General features: G+C 50.7%; 21 protein-coding genes. 10 read left to right on the forward strand and 11 right to left on the reverse strand.

The genetic code is table 11. From position 1 onward, the window contains the following. The first annotated feature begins 170 nt into the window (after window positions 1-170). The gene (locus ACJJIK_RS20650) at window positions 171-839 is read left to right on the forward strand and encodes a DNA-3-methyladenine glycosylase I (protein ID WP_444930099.1); all 669 of its coding nucleotides are present in this window, start codon (window positions 171-173) and stop codon (window positions 837-839) included. A 76-nt stretch (window positions 840-915) separates the two neighbouring features. Here the strand turns inward: ACJJIK_RS20650 and ACJJIK_RS20655 are convergent, their stop codons facing one another. Then, window positions 916-1,704 carry an SIMPL domain-containing protein gene (locus ACJJIK_RS20655; RefSeq protein WP_444930100.1) on the reverse strand — a complete coding sequence of 263 codons (789 nt, stop codon included), beginning with the start codon at window positions 1,702-1,704 and terminating at the stop codon, window positions 916-918. Between the two features lie 374 nt (window positions 1,705-2,078). Between ACJJIK_RS20655 and ACJJIK_RS20660 the strand changes: the two genes are divergently transcribed. Both ACJJIK_RS20660 and ACJJIK_RS20665 read left to right on the forward strand, forming a co-directional pair. Beyond that, window positions 2,079-4,280: a hypothetical protein gene (locus tag ACJJIK_RS20660; RefSeq protein WP_444930101.1), complete on the forward strand. Its 2,202-nt coding sequence runs from the start codon at window positions 2,079-2,081 to the stop codon at window positions 4,278-4,280. Window positions 4,281-4,918: 638 nt separating this feature from the next. Beyond that, on the forward strand, window positions 4,919-6,136 hold the full coding sequence (locus ACJJIK_RS20665; RefSeq protein ID WP_444930102.1) for a hypothetical protein: 1,218 nt from the start codon (window positions 4,919-4,921) through the stop codon (window positions 6,134-6,136). Between the two features lie 428 nt (window positions 6,137-6,564). Here the strand turns inward: ACJJIK_RS20665 and ACJJIK_RS20670 are convergent, their stop codons facing one another. Next, a complete protein-coding gene (locus ACJJIK_RS20670; protein WP_444930103.1) occupies window positions 6,565-6,951 on the reverse strand; it encodes a DUF2750 domain-containing protein in 387 nt (128 codons plus the stop codon). Between the two features lie 538 nt (window positions 6,952-7,489). Continuing rightward, window positions 7,490-7,648, reverse strand: a complete 159-nt coding sequence (locus ACJJIK_RS20675; protein WP_444930104.1) for a hypothetical protein — start codon at window positions 7,646-7,648, stop codon at window positions 7,490-7,492. A 51-nt stretch (window positions 7,649-7,699) separates the two neighbouring features. Here ACJJIK_RS20675 and ACJJIK_RS20680 point away from each other — a divergent pair, with 51 nt between their 5' ends. Genes ACJJIK_RS20680 through ACJJIK_RS20690 form a run of 3 tightly spaced genes read left to right on the forward strand, consistent with a single transcriptional unit; the run spans window position 7,700 to window position 10,199 of the window. Beyond that, window positions 7,700-8,416 (forward strand): hypothetical protein, encoded by a 717-nt coding sequence (locus ACJJIK_RS20680; protein ID WP_444930105.1) that lies wholly within the window; start codon window positions 7,700-7,702, stop codon window positions 8,414-8,416. A 17-nt stretch (window positions 8,417-8,433) separates the two neighbouring features. Further along, window positions 8,434-9,447 (forward strand): sensor histidine kinase, encoded by a 1,014-nt coding sequence (locus ACJJIK_RS20685; RefSeq protein ID WP_444930106.1) that lies wholly within the window; start codon window positions 8,434-8,436, stop codon window positions 9,445-9,447. An 11-nt stretch (window positions 9,448-9,458) separates the two neighbouring features. Continuing rightward, window positions 9,459-10,199: a LytR/AlgR family response regulator transcription factor gene (locus tag ACJJIK_RS20690; RefSeq protein ID WP_444930107.1), complete on the forward strand. Its 741-nt coding sequence runs from the start codon at window positions 9,459-9,461 to the stop codon at window positions 10,197-10,199. 171 nt (window positions 10,200-10,370) lie between these two features. Here the strand turns inward: ACJJIK_RS20690 and ACJJIK_RS20695 are convergent, their stop codons facing one another. The 4 genes from ACJJIK_RS20695 to ACJJIK_RS20710 all read right to left on the reverse strand — a co-directional run bounded on the left by ACJJIK_RS20695 (window position 10,371) and on the right by ACJJIK_RS20710 (window position 17,890). Beyond that, window positions 10,371-11,612, reverse strand: coding sequence for a ribonucleotide-diphosphate reductase subunit beta (locus tag ACJJIK_RS20695; protein ID WP_444896444.1), 1,242 nt, complete (start codon window positions 11,610-11,612; stop codon window positions 10,371-10,373). A gap of 416 nt (window positions 11,613-12,028) precedes the next feature. Continuing rightward, window positions 12,029-14,968 (reverse strand): ribonucleoside-diphosphate reductase subunit alpha, encoded by a 2,940-nt coding sequence (locus tag ACJJIK_RS20700; protein WP_444943722.1) that lies wholly within the window; start codon window positions 14,966-14,968, stop codon window positions 12,029-12,031. Between the two features lie 800 nt (window positions 14,969-15,768). Beyond that, the gene (argF, locus tag ACJJIK_RS20705; RefSeq protein ID WP_444943723.1) at window positions 15,769-16,683 is read right to left on the reverse strand and encodes an ornithine carbamoyltransferase; all 915 of its coding nucleotides are present in this window, start codon (window positions 16,681-16,683) and stop codon (window positions 15,769-15,771) included. Between the two features lie 22 nt (window positions 16,684-16,705). Beyond that, on the reverse strand, window positions 16,706-17,890 hold the full coding sequence (locus ACJJIK_RS20710; RefSeq protein ID WP_444943724.1) for an aspartate aminotransferase family protein: 1,185 nt from the start codon (window positions 17,888-17,890) through the stop codon (window positions 16,706-16,708). A 307-nt stretch (window positions 17,891-18,197) separates the two neighbouring features. Between ACJJIK_RS20710 and grxD the strand changes: the two genes are divergently transcribed. After that, window positions 18,198-18,533, forward strand: a complete 336-nt coding sequence (gene grxD / locus ACJJIK_RS20715) for a Grx4 family monothiol glutaredoxin (protein ID WP_444930111.1) — start codon at window positions 18,198-18,200, stop codon at window positions 18,531-18,533. A gap of 110 nt (window positions 18,534-18,643) precedes the next feature. On the opposite strand, the gene bfr is transcribed toward grxD, so the two are convergent. The 4 genes from bfr to ACJJIK_RS20735 form a co-directional block, all read right to left on the reverse strand. Continuing rightward, window positions 18,644-19,135: a bacterioferritin gene (gene bfr / locus ACJJIK_RS20720; protein WP_444930112.1), complete on the reverse strand. Its 492-nt coding sequence runs from the start codon at window positions 19,133-19,135 to the stop codon at window positions 18,644-18,646. Window positions 19,136-19,439: 304 nt separating this feature from the next. Beyond that, window positions 19,440-19,649 (reverse strand): hypothetical protein, encoded by a 210-nt coding sequence (locus ACJJIK_RS20725; RefSeq protein WP_444943725.1) that lies wholly within the window; start codon window positions 19,647-19,649, stop codon window positions 19,440-19,442. 254 nt (window positions 19,650-19,903) lie between these two features. Next, complete coding sequence (locus tag ACJJIK_RS20730) at window positions 19,904-20,281, reverse strand: DUF2254 family protein (RefSeq protein ID WP_444945092.1); 378 nt, start codon at window positions 20,279-20,281, stop codon at window positions 19,904-19,906. 126 nt (window positions 20,282-20,407) lie between these two features. After that, complete coding sequence (locus ACJJIK_RS20735) at window positions 20,408-20,620, reverse strand: bacterioferritin-associated ferredoxin (RefSeq protein WP_444930115.1); 213 nt, start codon at window positions 20,618-20,620, stop codon at window positions 20,408-20,410. A 332-nt stretch (window positions 20,621-20,952) separates the two neighbouring features. Between ACJJIK_RS20735 and ACJJIK_RS20740 the strand changes: the two genes are divergently transcribed. From ACJJIK_RS20740 to htpG, 3 genes are all read left to right on the forward strand, one after another. Beyond that, entirely contained in the window at window positions 20,953-21,555 is a 603-nt protein-coding gene (locus tag ACJJIK_RS20740; RefSeq protein ID WP_444930116.1) for a peroxiredoxin, read from the forward strand. 279 nt (window positions 21,556-21,834) lie between these two features. Further along, on the forward strand, window positions 21,835-22,989 hold the full coding sequence (locus ACJJIK_RS20745) for a serine hydrolase domain-containing protein (RefSeq protein ID WP_444943726.1): 1,155 nt from the start codon (window positions 21,835-21,837) through the stop codon (window positions 22,987-22,989). Between the two features lie 97 nt (window positions 22,990-23,086). Beyond that, on the forward strand, window positions 23,087-25,009 hold the full coding sequence (gene htpG, locus ACJJIK_RS20750; RefSeq protein WP_444943727.1) for a molecular chaperone HtpG: 1,923 nt from the start codon (window positions 23,087-23,089) through the stop codon (window positions 25,007-25,009). Window positions 25,010-25,103 lie beyond the last annotated feature (94 nt).

Below are 25,103 nucleotides of genomic sequence, written 5' to 3' on the forward strand. Positions count from 1 at the left end.
TTTTTGTGGATTATTTCCGGTAGAGTCAGATAAAATCAATTGATTTTACCAATCTCTTAGGTCGAGCTGATCGCACATTGCTATTTATACTCCTTTACAAAAACATCTCTTGTTTTGAATTTTCAATTGTCGGCGTAGAATATAGGGAGATCTTTTGGAAGCTATAAGTTATGCGCGAATTTTCTGCTATTGAGGCGCCGGTTATTGATCGTTTTGGCGGGTTAGGTGGTCTTCAGGAAAGGCTGATTAAGCCTAAATCCGCACAGTTCTTAAAAGAGATACCCGATAACCAGTGGTTGTCAGCGGTATCTCGTGCGGTTTTTCAAGCTGGTTTTAATTGGAAGGTCGTTGAAAAAAAATGGCCGGATATAGAGAGGATCTTTTATGGTTTTGATGCTTCTTTCTGTCGTCGCCTACCGGAGGAGGCTTTGGATGACCTGATGCGGCAGGAAGGGATGATTAAGCACTGGACTAAAACCCGCTCTATTCAGAGAAATGCAGACTTCTTTTGGCATATCTCAAATGAACACGGGAGTCTGGGGGAGTATTTCTCTAATTGGAATACCGCTAACTATATTGAAAACCTTCAGTACCTGAGGAAAGGTGGAGATCGTCTAGGGGGGAAAACCGCACAAGTATTTTTAAGGCGTATGGGGATCGACACCTTGGTTTTTGCCAGCGATACGATTCGCGCGCTGATTCGAGAGGGGGTTGTTGATAAATCTCCCTCCTCTAAGAAGGATTGGGCAGCTTTGAAAGAAGCAATTGAAATCTGGCAGTCCCAGTCTAAGCGCAGTTTGAATGAGATTAGCCAGATCTTATCCCTCTCTGTAGGTTGAGAGAGTTAGTGGGGGCATAGGTTGGCAGGAGTCCATATTGTAGAGACTTCTGCCAATGTTATCGGTTGATAAAGAATTAATCAGCTACATTCGCTGGCGTCACTTGAAAATCTACTGACAGTGAAGCCTCATATTGAACTTCATCGAAAGAGCTGGTCTCTCTTTCTATATAGGTCCGTGAAGTGCTGTCTTTCAACCCGCTACTTCTAGCTCTGGCAGCTGTAACGACAACCTCCTCTACAGCATCGGCACCGGCTGTACCATGATAGCCGAGGCTTCTTGTGCGGATATTCACCGGCGTTAACTGAATGCCAAGCGTGCCTTCATAGTCTGCTTTTTGCTCCATAATTTTTGCCAATGCTTTGGATTGTACTTTCTTTGTATATTCAGAAACTTTTGAATGCTCAAATGAAGTGCTCACTATCTCGATTTCTTTATTTTCATCGGTTAACTGTGCGATAGCTTGCAAATGATTCTCCTGATCAATGGTGATTGCCACCCGATTGATCACTTTATAGCTGGATGGATTCTTGCCTAACCAGCCAAACTGAGGGGAAGATGAGAACTTTGAGTTCTTGATTTTTCCTCTATCAATACCAGCTTCGACCAAACTGCGAGTTAACTGCTCACGCAGAGCACTGTTATTGGCAATAGCATCTGACAGGCGGGGTTCTTGAGTGGTTACAATAACATTCACAATGGCTTGATCTGAATACGCTGTTTCTTCTGCGCTGCCATGCAGTGTGACAATTTTTGACTCTGGATAAATCAGACCGCGCAAGTCTTGTGGACTGCCTGTAATTTCAGGTGTTGCCAGTGCAAAGCTGGGAATGATGAGTGTAGCTAAGAGGGCAAGTCTTTTCATGTTGACACTTCCATATTATGAGTATTTGAGATGTTAGAGGATGGCCATCTCAGAGTGGTTTGACAAGACTATAGCGGTTTTCTTTATTGTCAGCGAATTGTTACGGTTGTAACAATTTATTAAGTTGGTTATCCCTTAAGCTATCGCTAAGTTTTGCCTGAGTAGTCATGCTTTATCGATCCGGTAAACGAGTACCGTTTATCGGTGTGTGATGGCCGCTGATCACTCCCAAAGCATTTCTAAAACTGCTTCACAGAAAAACGATTACATCATTTTAAAGTTCACGCCGGCTCTGAGATTGGAAATACCTGACCAATTGATGGCAGCAAGTAAATAATAAAATATTTTAGTGATATATAAGTTGGGCAGAACGAATGGGTTTACTAATAAATAAGAAAATATTGGCGTTTTCTTTGATGCTATTGTTGGCTGCATGTGGAGGTGGTGGGGGTTCCTCTGCGGAAACGGATACCTCCTCTACAGATAGTGATCAAGACAGTAGCGGTAGTCAAGATAGTAGTGGTGGCCAGGGATCATCTGATAGTGAAGATACCCCGATCTCTGATAATGTCGGCACTACTGTTGTACTGGGGGATGTGGAAATTACTGACTTGGGGTTTGCATCGTTGACGGCTGTTGATGTCACTTTACCCGAGGGCATGAATAATGCCCGAGAGGTATATCAGATGGCACACTATATTGCGCGTACCGATGGAGAGCAGGATGAAGAGGATATTGATATCCCTATCCGAAATTATACAGCCACTTGTGCAATCGATACCGATACCCCGAGAATGTTTGTTTCCACTACTTTAGCCGAGGGGACCGGTGTTGAGGATACCACTTACGGTTCTATTTATGAGTTGCAGTACGACCCTGCAACTTCCAGTTTTGAGCCCACAGGCAATGCCACATTGTTAAAACAGTGCTATGAATCTCATGGTGTGGCAGTGAGTTCAGATTGTTCCACTGTAGCAGTATTGTGTAATACGGAATACCAAGCCAGTGAGCGCTATGATGTAGAGGCTGACCTTGTTGAGCAATATGGCTCAACCTGGATGAAAATGGAAGACAATATTGACACCATCGAATCCCGCATCGCTAATGAAATAGGTCTTTTGGTTGCGACCAATCACAGTGAATATATCGAGTTTTTTACCGGGCATGCCACGCTGACTTTTGATGATTTTCTTGCAGGTTTGGAGGCGAATTTTCCGGATACTGACTTTGGAGATTCACCGTCCTTTAGCACGATTAAAGGATCTGATATGCAAGAGGAAATGGATTATATCATCTCCAATCTTGCCTCTGGCGATTACAATGATTTGCTCCAGTATATTCGAGATGCCAGTTACAGCTACAACGAACAAATTTGGCTGTTGGAGTGGGAAAACCAGCAGTTAAGTGAAGTGCCTGATACCTATGTAGTGAATAAAATGCACGGTGGAACGCACCTTGGTGCACAAGAATTACTTTATGTTGAAGAGGATAGCCAGGGGCGCAGCAGCTACGGTTTCTCTGTTTCTGCACGGGTATTTGATGGCTATGGGAGTTCCCATTATTCAGCGGGTTTGACCGTCATAGATCGAGACAATTGGTCTCTGGATATGAGTAGCACGGATAATCGTGGCTGGTATTGGGCCTGCGGCGATGGTCATGTGATAAATATTCGCTCGTTCTATAATCCGGATAATGAAATGTTTGGAGCAATTTGTACTAGCGATTGGAATGACTGGATCGGCAGTACCCATGGGCAACTGGGCACTATTGCGGTGAAGATGGAAACATCCAGTTCCTCTACTGAAGGCCGCTTTAATCATTTTGTACCTGCTACCTCTGTTATGGTTTCTAACGGCGGAGGTCATACGGTGGTGCCTGTAGATGCCAATACCAACTTGTCACTGATTGTCTCACCTAAATATATTGCAGATGCAGATATGGATAGGTTCTTAGAGGATGAAGTCGGTGTTGACCTGTCTGCCGAGGGTCCCTTTGATGAAGATTGTGCAGATTACGATACGACAAACTGTTTCCTGTCTTATATGAGTTATAGCTATTGGGAAGATGATGATAGTTTTCCCACAATGACTAGGCAGGGCCTGTATTCTGGTGATGCATTAGACTCTAGCTCTTTAACCCGTATTGGTATTGCCAGGGTCAGTTCTACAGGCAGTATGGAAGGGCAGGGTTTTAATTGGTTAGTGGCGGATGATGATTGTCAAATAAGTGATCCACAGCTTATCGACTTGAAAAATGGGCGCTATCTATTGGGTTATGCAAAATTCCAGTGTATCTCCGACAACCTTGCCTATAACCGTATTTATGCTGATAACGGTTCTAAACGACTGTTAGTACCAAAAGCTTACTACGTCATGGAAATTGATGCGGATCTCAATGTGCTCGAAGGACCTATGGAACTACCAAACTATGGTTGGGGTGGCCTGGATGAGCCTATGTATTTAGGAGAGGGCAAAGTGGCTTGGACTTATATTAAGAATCCAACTTATGACAACTATATAAGCGGTCAGCAAAATACTTGGCAGGCGCTGATTTATCATTCGAATAGCGTTAATTAATTCTTCCGTTTGATATGTCAATTGGCAAGGGGGCCTCCCCTTGCCAGCGGCGTACTTTTCCAGCGCAAGTTAATTTACACTGGTTCTGATATTAAACGCTTAAAACATGGGAGTAGCATTACAGTACCCCGTGCCTTTGCTTGTTAGTGCTCACTCCGATTTTTATATACATCTTTTCATCCTGATCAAAGCCTCCATACAGATTGCGGGCTATTCAGAAACGCCTCCTGTAATGTGGCCGCTGTAACAAATGGGAGCCGGGCAATTGCCCCCGCCTTGTTTGACGCTGGCTAAAATCTATACAAAGTGTAAGGTGCCCTTCTATAAATAAACTACCTTTCCGGGGGAGGTTAAACCCCGTAAGGGAGCGCTCACTTATCTATCGATTTGCTTTCTTGTGACAGTGATTTAGTAGGCTAGATGCTTCAAAACTGGGTCATATCAGGATAGGTTTTCTCCAAATTTCTGACCGATTGGTCACCCTACTTGTCGCCCTAAAGATCCATATGGCGCTATTAGTCATATTCTTGGCGCTTATTAACCGGATACCTTTCGCAGGCCATAAAACAGTCTCGGCAATATAAAAAGACAATTTAAAAAATTGGGATCAAGCCTGAGCAAAATAAAAGGACATCACAATGACACGTTATCAGCGACTGGGTGCGAGCTTCTCCCTACTATTGGCAGGGTTCCTGGGATCGACGTCTGCGAGTGCGGACAACTGTTACATCTTGGTTCACGGCCACGGTGAAGAGGGCCATATCAAGCAGCGTATTGACTCTCAGGGCAACCTTGAGCAACCGGCTTTAGACTATTGGAGTAGCACTTACTTTGATGAGTATGCGGGGAGCGACTTTATTGAGCAGCTGCTTGTAAATGGTGGAAACTACGGTGTGGTAGGTTACAACTCCACCGATGAAGGCGAAATGCCCTATTGGCACGACGGAACAGCAGGTGAAATTGCCCGGCAGATTATCGCTATTCGCAATGGCGAAGGCGATGATTTCGAGCATGAAAACCAGTGTGCTGCGGATGATACTTTCTATGTGATCGCACACAGCCAGGGTGCGACTCAGATGATGTATCTCGCAGGTAATGCGGTAGAGGGCTCTCCCTATTATAACCGCGCTTACAACCAGTACGATTCCAATACCGAGACAACAACCTCAGAGGTTTGTAGTGGTTCCTGGTTCTGGAAGAGCTGTAAAACTGAAACCGAAACCGTTAACGTTGCCGGCTTGAATGATGACTATGCGGTTGAAGTGGATTTTGACTCCGCTATTAACGGTATCGCAGCGATCTTTACTACCGGTGGTGCAATCACTGGAACCGAGGGTGTTGACCGTCTATGTAACGGCAGCTGGGTCGAAGATCTGATCAACGATTGGTTTATTGGCCGTGAGTGTTCGGCGGTTCGCTATCTGCAAACCAATGATGTCTATGCTGTGCGCAACTATGTCGGTACCAACCTGGCAGCGCCGGTTTACACTATCGGCGGCTATGCGGGCTTCCCGGGTATCGAGAGTGCTACCTCTCTGTTGTTGAGTGGTGAGGATGATGGCTATATTAACCTGGCTTCCCAGATGAACTGCTCCGGCTCTGCCAAGCGCAACCTGTGGTCAAACCTGAAGGAATACAAGACTTTCCTGGGTGTTGCTTACGGAAGTGCTATTTTCTCCTGCGACAACGATAGTAAAGGCACCGCGCGCTCCTACAACTTGGCGAGCATTTACACCGACCATGACGCTCAGCGCAATGGCGGTATTATGGCTCCAGATTACACCGGTATTCCCGATGGTCTGGACTGTGGTGCGGGCAAGAACACAGCTGGCCGTATCGCCGCCTGTACCGAGTAAGCAACTCGGCTGCTGATAAAAAGCCCGCTTTAAGCGGGCTTTTTAGTTTCTGTGTGCCGTAGTTGGGTAACTATAAGGTTGTATCTCTGACGTTCCTCGATAGTTTGTGCCTTTTTTATACCTGAGCGCTCCAGGAATCGTCGTAATGCATAGATTAACGGGCTGATTATATTCCGGTCTATATTTTCAAATGCGATGCTGCTCGGCAATATAAAAGGTTCGCAGGGCTGAGCTTATCTGCCTTGTTGCTGGATTAAGATTCTTTGGGGTCTAGAAAAATACTGCCCTATTAGAGGTTATATTTTCAGGATTTGTTGCGCTGGATGATTTACTTTCCCAGTAAGATTGGATTTGCTCTGAACTAATTTAATTAATAGGTTAGGTAGCCACTTCTTGCAAAGTGGCTATTACATAAGCTGTGAGATAACTTAGAAGTTATTGAGTTCCTCACGCAAGTCACTGCCCAATTCCTCTGAATTGGTAATCCAGACACTTTTGTCCGGTGCCGGGAATATACCGATTTCAATATTGTCATTTTTTAAGCCGGGCAGCCACTTGTTCAAGAACTGTGGCAGAGGGATACTTTTTGGGGTAAGTCCCGCTTCATTTTCGGCATAAGCGCAGGCAAGCTCGGCACTTGGCCATACTGGTAGGTATTCGAAACCACCATCTTCATCGGTATGAATTTTTAGGAAACAGTTTTGGCTATCAACCAATATCCAGACCTCCCGTTCCTCTCCAGTCACACTCAAAAAGTGTTCGTAGCGGTCTTCACAGTCGAGATCAATAATTTGGTTTAAATCAGGGGTGCTCATAGATAAATTCACATTCACGAGTTTCAAGGGAGGTAGACTTTGGGAGGCCTCCTCAAGTAAGACGGGACAGCTGCCAGACTTGCCAGTTCAGGGTATTATGCGCCAACAATAGATCGTATCCAAATTGTTTTAATTGCCAGGCTACTGCCACTGGTAACAAATGGCGGTCCAGCTAGAACTTAAATCTATTTTTATATGGGGAGTTGGCTAAGAGTTCCTTCGATAAGTTAGTAATACGGTTATGGAGCTTTTAGTCTGTCCGTATTCTTGAGGCTCAGGCGTGCCGGTGAAGCCCTTCTGGCGCCGGTTTTATACCCGGTGCGATTTCCCGATCGATAAGGGGTGAATCACTGGTGAATTGGTAAGGCTGTCGGTAGTAATTGCCTGTGCTATTGCCGTAGGCAAGGGGGGAAGGGCACAGTCAGCTTTGAGATCTCTGCTTATGGCGGTATCTTGATGGACCTATCTGAATAGACCTATCGTTTTACCTGAAAAGCTCAGCTGCCGTAATTCGGTAAAGTAGTACAGTGAGAGTGCTTTATGGTCGGGTGATGACACTCTTGCCAACTTCGATATTGGATAGGTGGTAAGTTGGTTTGGCTTTTGTTGTTAAAATGCCATTTTGGCTGCGAACCTTGTCCCCATTTTCCCCCTGTTCATTAGAACTCTCCCCCTGCTCATCATTTTCCTCTCCCACGCTTGCGCTTTAGCCCATAACCTTTAGCTTGAAAAAGGCAGGGTAATCAATATGAAAAACCAAGAAAAAGTACCAAGTTATCAGGGCAAGTTTAATGTGTTGTTGGTGCTAAGTGTAGTTAGCCTAGGGATATATATAGGGCTGAATAATCGCTCAGTTGAATTTGAAGAGATTTCTGTTGAGAGGATAAATATTGTAGAGAAAAGCGGGCTAAAACGTATGGTTTTGGCAAACTCAGACAGGGCCCCGGGAGTTGAAAAGCTAGGTGGGGAGGTCTTTCGTCCCTCCTCTCCTAGGCCTGGAATGATTTTTTATAACGATGAGGGGACTGAAAATGGAGGATTTATATTTCGAGGCGGGCAAACTGGCGATGAGACCAGCCATGGGTTGCATCTCTCCTTTGATCGGTATAACCAAGATCAAACACTTATGGTTCAGCATATTGAACAATTGGACTATATGGTAACCGGCCTTACAGTAATGGATCGCCCAGCTCAGGATATGGATTTTGAGTTGTCCAAGGAGCTTACTGAGGCCAAAAAACGCAATGACAGGGAGCGGGTAGCGCAAATTTTGAGGCGGTATAAAGAGGAGAAGCTTGGGGGAACGAGAAGGGCCTTTTATGGTACGTTAAACGGAGATTCAAAACTTCAGCTTAACGATGCAGATGGGAAAAAACGTATACAGCTAATAGTTACCAAGGACGGAGAGGCAAAATTAGAGTTTCTCGATGTTAATGGGCAGGTTATTATGAGTCTTCCACAGTAAGTGAGTTAACGATAAGAATGCAAAAGGCAGCCACTATTATATTGACCCTATGCTTTTCAATTTTGGTTGTCTTGTATTCAGCCTTTCTAAAAGCTGCTCCGGGAAATCCTATTGTGGTACACTATGATGCGCCCTTTTGGATTGCGCTACAGTGTTTTTTCTCCCAGTGGTTAACCTTGAAAGCCTATAAGGCGATAGTGTCAAAACAGGAAAATACAGCGATACCCGCTAAAAAGTGTATAAAAGTTTTTATACTTAGCTGTTCCTTTTACCTGTTTGCTTCAATAGCTCTTACCTTATTTTTAGAGTTTGCCTTCGGTTTGCAGGTGATAGATGGGAGGCATGTGCTCTTGCTGTCAATAAGTTTACTTATGCTACATGCACTAAATAGCGGTGCAGTTATTGCCTTTCAGCTGGTTGAGGGGATTAATGCTCGGCAGCTAGACTTAGAGAGAGTGCAGAAATTACTGCTGGAAAAGCAACTTGAGGTGATGCAGCAGAAACTGGACCCCCACTTTCTGTTTAATAATCTCAATATTCTGTCTGCGCTTATTGCTTCGAGGCCGGAGGAGGCTGATGAGTTTCTCGACAGGTTTACGAATATCTATCGTTATATCTTGGATGGTCATAATTGTAAGACAATAAGTCTTGAGCGGGAGCTTGCTTTTGCAGATGATTATATGTCACTGTTGACTCAGCGATTTTCCAACGCCTATAAGTTGGATATTCAGTGTGGGGAGACGGTGCGATCCCAGTATGCAACTTTACCTTGCTCTCTCCAGTTGGCGTTAGAAAATGTGGTTAAGCACAATCAGGGAGATAAGGAAAATCCGTTGTCGATTAAGGTTGAAATTGTTGATCGCTGGCTTGAGGTTAGCAACAAAATTAGACCAAAAGTTACTGGCAGTCTCTCTCAAAAAGTAGGGCTAAGTAATTTGAAGGTCAGATCTGAGGCAATTTTGGGTAGATCGGTAGAGGTGATAAAGCGGGATGGTGATTTTATGCTGCGTCTTCCATTGATTGGCAATTAATACAGTATCGAATGAATATTCTATTAATAGAGGATGAGCCGCTAGCTGCTGAGAAGCTCAAGGGATATATACTGAAACATGATCCCCAGGCAAAAATTCTGGGGCCCCTGGATAAAGTAGAGAAAGTGCGAGAATTTTTTCTTGAGGGGGTGTCGCTGGATCTTATTTTTTCAGATATAGAGCTACTCGATGGCTCTGTTTTTCATGCGTTAGGTGAAATTGATTTACCTTGCCCGATAATATACACCACGGCTTATGATGCCTATTGGATGAATGCTTTCCAAAATATGGGGGTTGAGTATTTACTTAAGCCATTTTCTTATAAACGCTTTACGAGTGCTATGTTGGCTTTCGAGCAGTTAAAAGATAGTTTTATAGGTGGAAACACTAATCAGGAAGAACCCCGCACAAGCTTTAGGGATAGGTTTCTATTGAGAAAGCGGCAGGGTATGGAAGTCTTATGGGTGAAGGATATTGTTTGTCTGCGGGCGGAGCGAGGTATTATCTTTGCTTATCACCAGAGTGGGCTGAGTCACGCTTTGATACAGCAATCTGTGACTGACCTTGAGGCTCAGCTAGACCCACAAAAATTTATTCGGATCAATCGCAGCGATATTGTCAATATTGAGTATGTGCAGCGCTTTGAAGCTTATGGTAAGGATACTCTGGCGATATACCTTTCCGGCCTGAATGAGCCATTAGTAACGAGTAAGACTAGAAGTTCTGCCTTTCGGCGCTGGCTTGACAGTTAAGAAACCATTGAAGACAAAAGGTGATCACGGCTGCCAATAAAATAATGTAGGAGGGGCTTATCGAGCCGATTGTCACAGGATAAAAAAAACGGGCGTTAAGCCCGTTTCAATACTTCTCTTCCTGTGAGCGACTACTTTTTCCTTTTTAGTAATTCGCTGACTGGGAGGCGCTTACCACTGTAGTGCGCCGCCAGTTTGATACTCAATAACGCGAGTTTCAAAGAAGTTTTTCTCTTTGCGCAGGTCCATAATTTCAGACATCCATGGGAATGGGTTCTGCGCGCCCGGGAACTGCTCTTTCAGACCCAGCTGGCTGAGACGGCGGTTGGCGATAAACTGGAGGTACTCCTCCATCATATTCGCATTCATACCCAGTACGCCACGGGGCATAGTATCGCGGGCGTAGGCCACTTCGAGCTCCATACCTTCGAGAATCATCTGGGTCACTTCCTGCTGGAACTCCGCCGTCCACAGGTGTGGATTTTCCAGTTTAATCTGGTTGATGACGTCGATGCCGAAGTTCAGGTGCATAGACTCGTCGCGCAGAATGTATTGGAACTGCTCGGCAACACCAGTCATTTTGTTGCGGCGACCCATGGACAGGATCTGGCTGAAGCCGCAGTAGAAGAAGATGCCTTCGGTGACGGCGTAGAAGGCGATCAGGTTGCGCAGCAGCTCCTGGTCGGATTCAACAGTGCCGGTTTTGAAGTTGGGATCGCCGATGGCCTGGGTGTGGGACAGGCTCCAGGCCGCTTTTTTGGCCACTGCGGGCACTTCGCGGTACATATTGAAGACTTCGCCCTCGTCCATGCCCAGAGACTCTACACAGTACTGGTAGGCGTGGGTGTGGATGGCCTCTTCAAAAGACTGGCGCAGCAGGTACTGGCGGCACTCCGGGTTGGTGATATGGCGGTAGATTGCCAATACCAGGTTGTTGGCAACCAGGGAGTCTGCGGTGGAGAAATAACCCAGGGAGTATTCCACGATGCGACGCTCGTCCTCGGTCAGACCGTTGGGGTCTTTCCACATGGACACGTCTTTATTCATGTTAATTTCCTGGGGCATCCAGTGGTTGGCGCAGCCGTCCAGGTATTTTTGCCAGGCCCAGTCGTATTTAAAGGGCACCAACTGGTTGAGGTCAGCGCGGCAATTGATAATGCGCTTTTCATCTACCTGGATACGGGCCGCACCCATTTCCAGTTCTTCCAGGCCGGGAGCCGGGTCCATATCGGCAACTGCTGCACGGGCGGCTTCAACAGCAGTGGAACCGCTTTGGGCCGCAGGCGACGCCGGAGCGGCGGTGTAGGAAGTGGATTCCTGCACGGGTTTGGCCTGGGCCTCCGGCGCCGGTTGCGGTTCGGGTGCTTTTTCAGGTTGTTGGGGCTTGGTGTCGATGTCGTCCCAGCTCAGCATAGTTGGCCCTTCTGATCGGTCTCACTATCGAAAATTCGATAAAAAATTCTTAAATCTTCCTGGGGTATTACTCGCAGATTGAGCGTAACCAGGGATGGCATACCGATGTATTTTTTTACCGGTAATAATTCTTTACAGGCTTGTATTTTTAACGCGCCTGGGCACAGAAAATCCTGTGCCAGATCAATTTTTGCTGCGCTTTTTGTGCATTTATTTGCACTGAATTTTCGCTGGCAATTGCACTGGCTTCTCTCGGAGGTGAAATCGCAGCCGATCCCCGGTCCCGGTGATATTCCCCACCATTTGTTTAAATAGTGGGTGGACCGGGGTCGCTGCGCATGGTCATGCCCGCATTTGCGGTTACGACGCTCTCCCCCGAGAGTTAGTGCAGCCCCTTAAAAACAGGGGCTTAAATTTTACTGGCAGGCCTCGCAATCCGGGTCGTCCAGTGAGCAGGCCTGAGGCACGGCGGCCGGTGCGGGCGCTGCTTGTTCAGCGGGTGCCGCCGCAGCTGCGCCGTTGCTGTTGCCGTGTGCACTTACCGCGTTCAGGGTGCCGCTATTCACAGTGGATTTCTCTGTGGTGGTGGCAGCCAGGGCGCGCAGGTAGTAAGTGGTTTTCAGACCGCGGAACCAGGCCATGCGATAGGTCAGGTCCAGTTTTTTGCCGTCGGCGCCGGCGATATACAGGTTCAGGGACTGAGCCTGGTCGATCCACTTTTGGCGACGGCTGGCGGCGTCCACAATCCAGCGCGGATCCACTTCAAACGCGGTGCGGTATTTCGCTTTCAGATCTTCTGGTACGCGATCGATTTTCTGTACAGAACCCTCGTAGTATTTCAGGTCGTTAACCATCACCTGATCCCACAGGCCGCGATCTTTCAGGTCGTGTACCAGGTAGGGGTTTACTACGGTGAATTCGCCGGACAGGTTCGACTTCACATACAGGTTTTGGTAAGTCGGTTCGATCGACTGGGAAACCCCGGTGATATTGGCAATGGTCGCGGTGGGGGCGATCGCCATCACGTTGGAGTTGCGCATACCCTGGGCTTTAACCTTTTCGCGCAGGCCGTCCCAGTCCAGAGTGGAGCTGGTGTCCTGTTCGATAAATTGCTGGCCGCGCTGTTCGGCCAGGATCTGGATAGAATCCAGTGGCAGAACACCTTTGCTCCACAGGGAGCCTTCGTAGGTTTGGTACTTGCCGCGCTCGGCAGCCAGATCGCTGGAAGCGGAAATGGCTTCGAAACTGATCGCTTCCATGGTGCTGTCGGCGAAGGCTACGGCTTCGTCGCTGGCGTAGGCGATGCCGGCTTTGTACAGCGCATCCTGGAAGCCCATCAGGCCCATGCCCACCGGGCGGTGACGCATGTTGGACTGACGTGCGCTTTCAACCGCGTAGTAGTTGATGTCGATAACGTTATCGAGCATACGTACCGCAGTTTTTACGGTGTTGGCCAGCTTGGTGCGGTCGAGTTCGCCGTTGTCACCGATATGTTGAGCCAGGTTGACGGAGCCCAGGTTACATACGGCGATTTCGTCGTCGGCCTTGGTGTTGAGAGTGATCTCGGTGCACAGGTTGGAGCTGTGTACCACACCGGCGTGCTGCTGCGGGCTGCGCAGGTTGCAGCTGTCTTTGAAGGTGATCCAGGGGTGGCCGGTTTCGAACAGCATGCCCAGCATCTTGCGCCACAGGTCGAGGGCGCGGATCTTCTTGAACAGACGCAGCTTGCCTTCGGTAGCCAGTTGTTCGTAGTGGTTGTAACGCTCTTCGAAAGCGGTGCCGAACAGGTCGTGCAGGTCCGGGCAATCGGCCGGCGAGAACAGGGTCCACTCTTTGTCTTCGAACACGCGCTTCATAAACAGGTCGGGAACCCAGTTGGCGGTGTTCATATCGTGGGTGCGGCGGCGGTCGTCACCGGTGTTTTTGCGCAGTTCGAGGAATTCCTCGATATCCAGGTGCCAGGTTTCCAGGTAGGCACACACAGCGCCTTTGCGCTTACCGCCCTGGTTGACGGCTACTGCGGTGTCATTGGCCACTTTCAGGAAGGGCACAACACCCTGGGACTTGCCGTTGGTGCCTTTGATATAGGAACCCAGAGAGCGCACCGGCGTCCAGTCGTTGCCAAGGCCGCCGGCCCACTTGGACAGCATGGCGTTATCGCGGATAGCGCCGTAAATGCCGTGCAGGTCGTCCGGTACCGTGGTCAGGTAGCAGGAGGACAGCTGCGGGCGCAGGGTGCCGGCGTTGAACAGGGTCGGGGTGGAGCTCATGTAGTCGAAGGAGCTCAACAGGTTGTAGAACTCTACCGCGCGCTCGTTCTTGTTTTCTTCGTTGATGCTGAGGCCCATGGCGACGCGCATAAAGAAGATCTGCGGCAGTTCGAAACGAATGTCGTCGCTGTGCAGGAAGTAGCGGTCGTACAGAGTTTGCAGGCCGAGGTAAGTGAACTGGTGGTCGCGCTCGCCTTTTAAGGCTTTACCGAGTGTTTCCAGGTCGAAGGTGGCCAGTGCCGGGTCCAACAGGTCCAGCTCGATACCCTTTTGCACATAGGTGGGCAGGGCGGAGGCGTAGAGCTTTTCCATCTCGTGCTGGGTGGCGCGCTCGGCCAGGCCGAGGAAGCGCAGGGCTTCGGAGCGCAGCTTGTCCAGCAGCAGGCTGGCGGTAGCGAAGGTGTAATTGGGTTCCTGCTCAACCAGAGTGCGCGCAGTGATAACCAGCGCAGTGTTGATATCGTTTTCAGAGACGCCGTCGTACAGGTTTTTCAGGGCTTCGTTAAGAATTGCCGCGCTGTCGACATCTTTCAGGCCTTCACAGGCTTCACTGACAACGGTGCGCAGGCGCTCCATATCCAGAGGAACCAGGCTGCCGTCGTCCTGCTTTACGCGAATGCTGGGGTGGGCATCGACCGCTTGCTCCGTACTCTGGGCCGCTTTTTCTTTCTCGGCGCGCAGGCGGGCGTGTTCTTCGCGGTAGAGTACGTAGTCGCGGGCAACTTTGTGCTCGCCGGTACGCATCAGGGCCAGTTCTACCTGATCTTGAATTTCCTCAATGTGGATAGTGCCGCCAGAGGGCATACGGCGCTTGAAAGTGGTACTGATCTGCTCGACCAGCTCTTCAACTTGCTCGTGGACACGGCTGGAAGCAGCGGCAGTGCCGCCTTCAACAGCGAGAAAGGCTTTAGTAACGGCGACAGCGATTTTACTGTCGTCGTAGGGGACAACGGTGCCATTGCGCTTGATCACGCGGATCTGGCCCGGTGCAGTAGCGGCCAGAGTGGTGCCGCCAGTCGCCTGGTCGCTGGAGGTGCCTGATTTTTCCTCAGGCACGGCTTGAGAGCGCCCTGTCTCTGTGTGCATGTAAATCTCCGAAAGGTTTGTACTGTTATCTGTCCGCGTGCGCTCAAATGAACGGCGGCCACATGACTGCGTGGCATGGCGGAGCGTGTCCTTCGCTTTGCCAGTATTTATCCACAGCTGTGGATACTGGAAACAGGCGACTTGTCACCGGTTCCTTGAAAAAGTGTGCCAGCTGTTGCCTGTGGCGGAAGCTCCATTCCACCCGCTTACCTCTGATTCTGCTTTGAAAAAAGCAGCGCCTGACGCCCGCCGCCAAAAAGTGCGGTGGTGCGCCGGAATCTGCCCCATAAAATGGGGGTGCTCTTAGGTCCCTACCCCAATATATAGGGGGTATACCCCGAGAGCGCTACAAGATAATGCGGTAGGCGGGTCAGTTCAAGGCGAATAACTTTGTAGTTGTTTGTGGATAAATTGTGGGTAGTGGGGCTGAGTCAGTAGCCACTTTCGCGACAGGGCCCGTCAGCTCTGGGCTGCAAAGGAGTGAGTGCAGGCTGAGAGAATCGGGTACAAAGCCTTACAATTTTTTTTAATAGCTTGGGCGCTGTAAATTAACAACGGCAATAACTATTTGCAAATGGCTGCTCTTTGAGCAAAGTGGTACTCAATTAATCAGTTTGCTGACGGTTATTTAATCTTGGCACTTGGGCGGGCTGTAAATGGGTCTTTGGTGCCAACTGTTGAATCTGGCGATTTTGTGAGCACTTTGGTGTCAATGGCCTCTGTTGGGGCTCACCGGAAGATATGAGGGGGAGAGGGCAGGTGCGATACAGCGGTAGAAACCGCTGTATCGTTTAGGCGGGCTAGTGGCTGTGGCCCTGTAGAAATTCCATCAGGGCTTTTTGTGCATGGAGGCGGTTCTCGGCTTCATCCCAGACCACAGACAGGTTGCTGTCCTCCAGAAGCTCGGCGCTGACTTCCTCGCCTCGGTGGGCCGGCAGGCAGTGCATGAAGACGGCATTGCTGTTGGCATGGCTCATCAATTCGTGATCCACGAGGAAGTTCTCGAAGGCTTTTAGGCGGATCTGCTGTTCAGTTTCCTGGCCCATGGAGGCCCACACATCGGTGGCTACCCAGTCGGCCCCTGTTACCGCCGCGACTGGGTCGTGTACCACGGTGACGCGATCGGCGGCCGCAGCGAGAATATCGGCATCGGGCTCATAGCCCGGTGGGCAGGCGATGCGCAGCTCAAAATTGCACAGGCGCGCAGCATTGATATAGGAGTGACACATATTGTTGCCGTCGCCGACCCAGGCGACCACCTTGCCCTCCGGGCTGCCCCGGTGCTCCACATAGGTTTGAATGTCCGCGAGTAGCTGGCAGGGGTGGTAGCTGTCGGAGAGCGCATTGATCACCGGTACTTTCGAGTACTCGGCGAAGCGCTCCAGCACCTGGTGGCCAAAGGTGCGAATCATCACCATATCCACCATGCTGGAAATCACCCGGGCGCTGTCCTCAACCGGCTCCCCGCGCCCCAGCTGGGTATCGCGAGGGGAGAGAAAGAGGGCGCTGCCGCCCATCTGCGCCATACCCGCCTCGAAGGAAACGCGGGTGCGGGTGGAGGATTTTTCAAAAATCATCCCCAGTACTTTGCCGCGAAAAAGGTCGGTGGTAATTCCCTGTGCGCGCAGTTTTTTTAATTCGATGGCGCGCTCAATAATTTGTGTGAGTTCCTGTGCGGATAAATCTGTCAGGGTAAGAAAATGTCTGACCGCCATAAGCCGTTCTCCTTTTTTTGCATCAGACCGCTTGCAGTGCAAACTGGTGAATCAGTGAACTGACATCGCTTGCCAATCGGTGGCACTCGTCATCGCTGAGAGTTAGTGGGGGCAGCAGGCGTACAACATTGCCGGCTGTAATGTTAATCAGTAGTCCCTGCTCGCGGGCCATGTCTACCAGGGCGGCGCAGGGCCGCTGTAGTTCGATGCCGATCATCAGCCCCAGGCCGCGCACTTCTTTCACCAGGCTGCAAGCGGATAGTTGCTGCTGTAGCTGCTGGAGCAGGCGCAGCCCCAGTACTTCGGCGCGCTCTATCAGCCACTCGCTTTCCAGGGCGTCGAGTACGGCCAGCGCTGCGCTACAGGCGAGCGGGTTGCCGCCGAAAGTGGAGCCGTGAGTACCGGCAGAAAATAATTGTGCGGCGACCCCTCTTGCCAGGCAGGCGCCGATGGGGACACCGTTCCCCAGTCCTTTTGCGGTGGTTACGACATCGGGCAGTATACCCGCGTGCTGATAGGCAAACACTTTGCCGCTGCGCCCATTGCCGGTCTGCACCTCATCCAGCATCAGAAGCCACTGGTGTTGATCGCACAGCTCGCGCAATTTACCCAGGTAGTTGGCAGAGGGCAGGCGCACACCGCCCTCGCCCTGAATCGGCTCTACCAGCACAGCGACAATATCGCTGCGCTCAGCGGCCAGTTTTTCGATAGCTGCGGTATCGTTAAAGGGAACTCGCAGAAACCCCTCGGGCAGGGGGCCAAAGCCCTCTTGGACTTTTTTATTACCGGTTGCCGTCAGGGTGGCGAGAGTGCGGCCGTGAAAGGCGCCCTCCATCACCAGGATTTGCGGGGTTTCGATATTGCGGCTATTTCCCAGTCGCCGCGCCAGTTTAATAGCCGCTTCATTGGCCTCGGCACCGGAATTGGAGAAAAAGACATTGTCCATACCGGACATCTGTACAAGTTTGTCGGCCAGCTGTTCCTGGGCGGGAATATTGTAGAGATTGGATACGTGCAACAGGGTTCGGATCTGCTCGTGCAGGGCCAGGGTGACCTTGGGGTGGCAGTGACCGAGACCGCAGACGGCGATTCCGGAGATGGCATCCAGGTATCGTCGCCCCTGATCATCCCACACATAGTTGCCTTCCCCCCGCACCAGGGTGAGGGCTCGGTCGCCGTAGTTTTGCATGAGTGTCGGGGTGGTCACCGGGGCATCTCCTTAAGTCTTACACATCTGCATTCCGCAGAAAATTCTGTTTTTTTGTTTTGATCTGCATTTTATATTGATCCAGGCAATGGTAACACAGCCTTTATAGGGTGTGTGTTATCTGCTTGGCTCAATTTCCAACATTGTGTCCAGTGTGGCAGATTTACAGTTTTTGGCCCCATCGGCGCTATGGTGTACTTATTGCGGGCCTCGCTGGGGTACAATGAGCGTCGGTGCGCTATGCCGAATTGCGGTATTGTGCTTGTATATTTACTTTTGCTTCGACCACCTGAGGTTTTTCACGCTTATGGATACACTGGAGAACATCAAGCAGCAGATCGCTGATAACACCATTCTGCTTTACATGAAAGGTAGCCCCAACGCCCCCCAGTGCGGCTTTTCCATGCGGGCCTCCCAGGCAATGATGGCTTGCGGTAAGCGCTTTGCCTACGTTGATATTCTGGCCAACCCGGATATCCGCGCTGAGCTACCCAAATATGCGAACTGGCCGACATTCCCCCAGCTGTGGGTAAAGGGCGAGTTGATCGGTGGCTGTGACATCATTATGGAAATGTATGAGAATGGTGAGCTGAAAACCTTGATCGATGAGGCTTCAGCAGAAGAGAGCGAAGACGAGAGCTAATATTGGCTTTTGCTCTTGTGCCGCTACCGACTAAAAACGGTAGGGCATTGCGACAATAAAAAAACCGCAGCTACAACTGCGGTTTTTTTATGCCTGTGAGACGGCTTAAGCTATTTGCCAGAGCTGCCGGCGGCAGTTTCCATCTGGGTTTGCAGGTAGTTCTGAATACCAACTTTGTCGATTAATTCCAGTTGGGTTTCCAGCCAATCTACATGCTCCTCTTCAGATTCGAGGATTTTTTCCAGCAGTTCGCGGCTGCCGTAGTCCCTGACGGATTCGCAGTAGGCGATAGCTTCGCGCAGGTCGGGAATGGCTTTCGACTCAATTTTCAGGTCGCACTTGAGCATCTCTTCGGTATTTTCACCGATCAGAAGTTTGCCCAGGTGTTGCAGGTTGGGAATACCTTCGAGGAAAAGAATACGCTCGATCAGCCAATCGGCGTGTTTCATCTCATCGATTGATTCGTGATATTCCTGTTTGCCCAGCTCTTTGAAACCCCAGTTGTCGTACATGCGGGCGTGCAGGAAATACTGGTTAATCGCTACCAGTTCATTACCCAGTACTTTGTTTAAGTGCTCAATTACCTTGGGGTCGCCTTTCATAGCTTGTGCTCCTGAAGTCCTGCCAACTCAATAGGGTTTGCAGGGAATTCCTATTTATCAATCGCTAGAGATTAGTTGATATTTTTAGTTGCCAAAGAGTGCTGGTCACTAAATTTTGCAGCTAGTTGATTTGCCTGGTTTTATTTAGGCTGTCAGCCGCAATCGGGGTCGAGTTTGCGTTGCGATCTGCGGCAAGTCAAGAAAAAATTTTTCTTGCGGAATGCAGGAAAAACAAGGGTTTTAACGCAAATTTGGCCAAAAATAGCAACGAAAATAATTCTCATTTAGGTTGCGGGGTTGTATTTCAACCTTTCAGTGTTTTTTGAATAAACGCTAATTTATCTTTAAGGGTTTGTTGGTCAATTTTATTTTTTATACAGGCAGGGTTGTCGTTATCTAAGCATTTTAAATAATTCGCTAGCGCCTGTTTATCTATTTGCCAGTGCGTTGGGCGGGTGGCATATAAATACACTGTTTGTTCGGCCGTATTCGACAATTTTTTCCAGTGAGGCATTGAGAACTGAGAGAGTCCAAGGCTACTGCAAATTATGCGCAACTTCCCGCAAAATTGGTGAAGCAATTGGCCGGTTCGGACCGACTTAATACCCTACCAAGGCTCTGCTCCGCAGTTAGTTGGATAGCGATCTGTATTGCCGGCTGAATTGCGGGGATTGTGTGCTCGGGGTTGCTCGCCGGATAAGCTTCTCCTGGGATGGGGATGCCGACCTTGCTGGAACCGAGATCGAGGCGCTCCGGATCAAATATTTTTCACCAGTTTGGGGTATCGCAATCCGGGTATTCGCGCGCTACCGCCCGCTGAAATTCCAGGCGAATACGGTGGGTAATGCTATCGACCTGAATTGACTGTGCGACATTGTGAATAAAGTAAATAAGGTAGATAGCACTGATTAAAGTCAGCACCAGTGCGGTTAGCACGCTGATGTCGCAGTTATCGCTTCCTCTTTCTGCGCTGCTGATAGAGCGCAGGATCAGAATGGCATAGACATAGCTGGCGCGGTCGCGGATAAAATTCCCGACTAGGTGGGGGTCGAATTGACTGGCGGCGAGAGATAGGGCCGCCAGAATCATAACCAGCGGGACGCTCCAGAGGCTGGAGTGGAGATGTTCGTTAGAGATGTACGAGATACTGCTTCATAAGCCGCCGGGTACACCTGCGTGCAATCAGCTTAGTCTATGGGCTTGGGGGTGCGTTTTTGGGGGGGCGGCCGCACCAGACTGTTGCGACCGATATTAAGGGTGAACTGGCGGGGGTCAGCTGGCGGAGTAGAACAGCCCGCTATTGGCGGAGGCTATCATCCCCCCGCTCATAGTCTCATCGATGATTTCTTTGGTCTGCTCGGCGCAGCGCCCACATTGAGAGGAAACGCCCAATTGGCGTCTCAACGCCTTCACCGAAGTGGAGCCATCGTAGATCGCCTCTTTGATCTGGCGGTCAGTTATGCCCTTACAAATACATACATACATGGCTATTGGCTCTGTCTAAACCTTACTCAATATTAGTTAAGTCGAAATCCTATTGCAACTGAGAATGAGTGTCAATAAGATTTCGGAATGATGGCATTTCAACCTCTTTGTTCGCAATTTGTGCGATTTTTGTGGTGAGTCATCCTATTTTGGGGCCCAGTTCACGCATAGCTGTTCTGCTATCAGCCTGATTTAAAAAATTTATGGGCCTGTAATAAGTGGGTGTGTATCATAGCGGCCCACTACGAATTCCCATTCAATTTATAACTATTGCTTATAAATTGAACACATCACGCATTATCAACAACCCATCATTGATTGAGGAGGTTTTCATGGCAGTTCTGGTAGGCAAGCCGGCTCCGGATTTCACCGCAGCAGCGGTATTGGGTAGCGGCGAGATCGTCGATACTTTTAACCTGAAAGAAACCATCAAAGGTAAGAAGGCTGTAGTTTTCTTCTACCCGCTGGACTTCACCTTCGTATGTCCCTCTGAGCTGATCGCTTTCGACCACCGCTTTGCCGAGTTCGAAAAGCGCGGTGTTGAGGTAATCGGTGTATCTATCGATTCCCAGTTCTCTCACAACGCATGGCGTAACACCTCCGTTAACGACGGTGGTATCGGCCCGGTTAAATACACCCTGGTTGCAGACGTTAAGCACGAAATCTGCCAGGCGTACGACGTAGAAGCTGACGCTGGTGTTGCTTTCCGCGGCTCCTTCCTGATCGACGAAGAAGGCACTGTACGCCACCAGGTCGTTAACGATCTGCCGCTGGGCCGCAACGTTGACGAAATGCTGCGCATGGTTGACGCTCTGGCGTTCCACCAGGAGCACGGTGAAGTTTGCCCCGCCGGTTGGCAGGAAGGCGACAAAGGTATGAACGCTTCCCCGGAAGGTGTTGCGGCTTACCTGAGCGAGAACGCTGAGAAGCTGTAAGACGCTTTTTTGCGCAGGGGCCCCAGGGCCCCGAAGATAAACCGCCGCAAGGCGGTTTTTTTGTTTATACCAGCTCTGTTGTTGCCGATTGGCATAGCCGTCCCCGCGCTTGAGATAAGTGCAGACTAGAATTCATCGGTCAGTCCTGCGTGGCGCCTAAATAGAGTTTTTGCCCGCTGGCTGCTAGTCTTATCTGCAACTAGCGGATTGCTTTGGCGGCTCGATTTATTTATGAGACCTGCAATTCTATTCAATATTGTCTATCGCAGGTGCGCTTCTTTGGCACATGTTTTCCTTTTTTTGTTAATTCTGGGGAGCCTGTTTCTCCCTGCGCGTGCGGCTGATATAGACGACAAGGCCAAACAGTTTGGCCGCTACTTCAAACAAATGATGGCGGGTAAGTCCATACCCGGCGGCGCCTATGTCATTGTTGATGGCAATCGGGTGGTGGCGATGGACACCTATGGCGTCAGAGTCCGGGGTAAGTCCGGCAAGGTGGACCGGGATACGGTGTTCCGCCTGGCGTCGGTATCCAAGACCTTTGCCGCCAGCATGGCCACTGTGCTGGAGCACGAGAACCGTTTTAAGTGGCATGACAAGGTGGTCAACTATGTGCCTGACCTGAGCTTTAAAACGCCCTCGCTGTCCCGCCAGCTGGAGGTGGAACACCTGCTCAGCCACTCCTCGGGCCTGACGCCCAATGCCTACGACAACTATCTTGAGGACAACAAACCCGTCAGCAAGATACTGCCCAAATTTGCCAAAATCGACCCGCGCTGTTCGCCGGGAAAATGTTACGGCTATCAGAATGTACTGTTCAGCCTGATTGAGGATGTGATTCTTGAGGCGACTGGGGTCTCCTTTGCCCGGCAGTTAAAGAAGCGCATTTTTATCCCGCTAAAAATGCAGAACGCCTCGGTCGGTTGGGAGAGCTTTATGGCCTCCAACAACCGTGCGGCGCCGCATATCCAGACCGGCAGCGGCTGGCGCCCGGTGAAGGTGGAGAAAGAGTACTACTTTGCCGCGCCGGCAGCGGGGGTAAATGCCAGCATCTCCGATATGGCGCAGTGGTTGAAGGCGCAGATGGGCTACTACCCCAAAGTGCTGTCGCCGGAAGTGATCGCCGATATGACCACTGAGCGGGTCGCCACCCAGCGCCATATGCGCCACCGTGTCTGGAGGGATTATCTGTCGCACGCGGGCTACGGCCTGGGCTGGCGCCTCTACACCATCGGCGATGACCGTATTATTTACCACGGCGGCTGGGTAGCGGGCTTCCGCGCGGCGGTGGCCTACTCGGAAAAGCTGAAAGTGGGTATCGCCATCCTGATGAATGCGGAGTCCCGTGTTATCTCAGATCTCACCGCCAACTTTGTGATCGATATTACCGGCAAAGGCAATCTCGCCACCGCTCAGGCCAGTGGGGATCGCTGATCTTCACTGGTGAGTGTGAACTCCCCCCTTGAAACCTGCTGGCGGGTCCCAATATTTGCTCTCTGTTCCGATTGACGTATACGGGGAGACCGAATAGATGACCGTTGAGGCCCAAAAAGAGAGCCATGGATTCCAGACGGAAGCCAAGCAGCTGCTGCACCTGATGATCCACTCGCTGTACTCCAACAAGGAGATTTTCCTGCGCGAGTTGGTATCCAACGCTTCTGACGCCGCTGACAAGCTGCGTTTTGAGTCGCTGTCCAAGCCTGAGTTACTGGGCGAAGATGCAGACCTGCGTATTCGCATTGAGTTTGACAAGGAAGAGGGCACCCTCACCATTACCGATAACGGTATCGGTATGAGCCGCGATGAGGTTATCGAAAACCTCGGCACCATTGCCCGTTCCGGCACCTCTGCGTTTATGCAGCAGCTGACTGGAGATCAGCAAAAAGATGCGCACCTGATCGGCCAGTTTGGTGTGGGCTTCTACTCCGCCTTTATCGTCGCCGACAAAGTGGACGTATTCACCCGTCGCGCCGGTCTGAATGCCGACCAGGGCGTACACTGGGAGTGCCACGGCGAAGCGGAATACTCTGTGGAGACCGTTGAGGTACCCCAGCGCGGCACCCGAGTGGTTCTGCACCTGAAAGAGGAAGGGAAAGAGTTTGCCGATGGTTGGCGCCTGCGCTCCATTATCAAAAAGTACTCCGATCACATCGCTATTCCGGTAGAGATGCTGAAAGAGGAAATGCCGGCGGCAGCGGAAGAGGGCGAAGCGCCGCAAGAAGAGAAGGCGCCTGAATTTGAAGCGGTCAACGCAGCCCAGGCTCTGTGGACCCGCCCGCGCTCGGAAGTGAAGTCTGAAGAGTACAAGGAATTCTACAAGCATATCTCCCACGACTTCGACGACCCCTTGACCTGGAGCCACAACCGCGTGGAGGGCAAACAGGATTACACCAGCCTGCTGTATATCCCCGCACGCGCACCGTTCGACCTGTACCAGCGCGACGCCGCTCGCGGCCTCAAGCTGTATGTGCAGCGCACCTTTATCATGGACGATGCGGAGCAATTCCTGCCGCTGTACCTGCGTTTTGTAAAAGGGGTACTGGACTCCAACGATCTGCCGCTGAACGTCTCCCGTGAAATCCTACAACAGGATCGCAACACCGATGCGATCAAGAGCGCGCTGACCAAGCGCGTGCTGGATATGCTGGACAAGCTGGCGAAAAAAGATGGCGACGAGTACCAGAAACTCTGGGAACTGTTCGGCAACGTACTGAAAGAAGGCCCGGCGGAAGACTTCTCCAACAAAGAGAAAATCGCCAAGCTGCTGCGCTTTGCCAGCACCCACGCCGATACTGAGAAGCAGGATCAATCCCTGGAAGACTATGCGGGTCGCATGAAGGATGGCCAAAAGGCGATCTACTATGTGTGTGCCGACAACTTTGCCACGGCCAAATCCAGCCCCTACCTGGAAGTATTCCGCAAGAAGGGTATCGAAGTGCTGCTGCTCACCGATCAGGTGGATGAGTGGTTCGTCGGCCATATGAACGAGTTCGATGGCAAGCCGTTCCAGGACGTGGCCAAGGGCGCGCTGGACCTGGGTGAAGCCGAGAGCGATGAAGACAAGGCCGAGCGCGAAAAAGTCGAGCAGGAGTCCGGTGCCCTGGTTGAGCGAGTGCAGGCCGTTCTGCAAGAGCGCGTTGAATCTGTGCGCGCGACTACTCGCCTGGTGGATTCCCCGGCGTGTCTGGTAGTGAGCGAACAGGATATGGGCCCGCAGATGCGCCGCATTCTGGAGCAGGCTGGACAGGCCCTGCCGGATGCCAAGCCGATCTTCGAGATCAATCCATCCCACCCGCTGGTACAGCGTCTGGATCAGGAGGCGGATGAGGATCGCTTTGCGGATCTCACCAATATCCTTATGGACCAGGCCAACCTGGCCGCAGGCAACCAGCTGGCGGACCCGGCGGATTATGTGCGCCGCCTGAATACGCTGCTGCTGGAAATGCACGGCTAAGTCAGCGCTATCGATCGCTGCCAAGCGCTGGCCGGCGGAGTCGACTCGACTTGGCCGGCCTTGGAAAACGGCCCCTGCCGGATCGAGCGGTATT

It is taken from the genome of Microbulbifer regidiadema (SeqCode) (assembly GCF_052466995.1).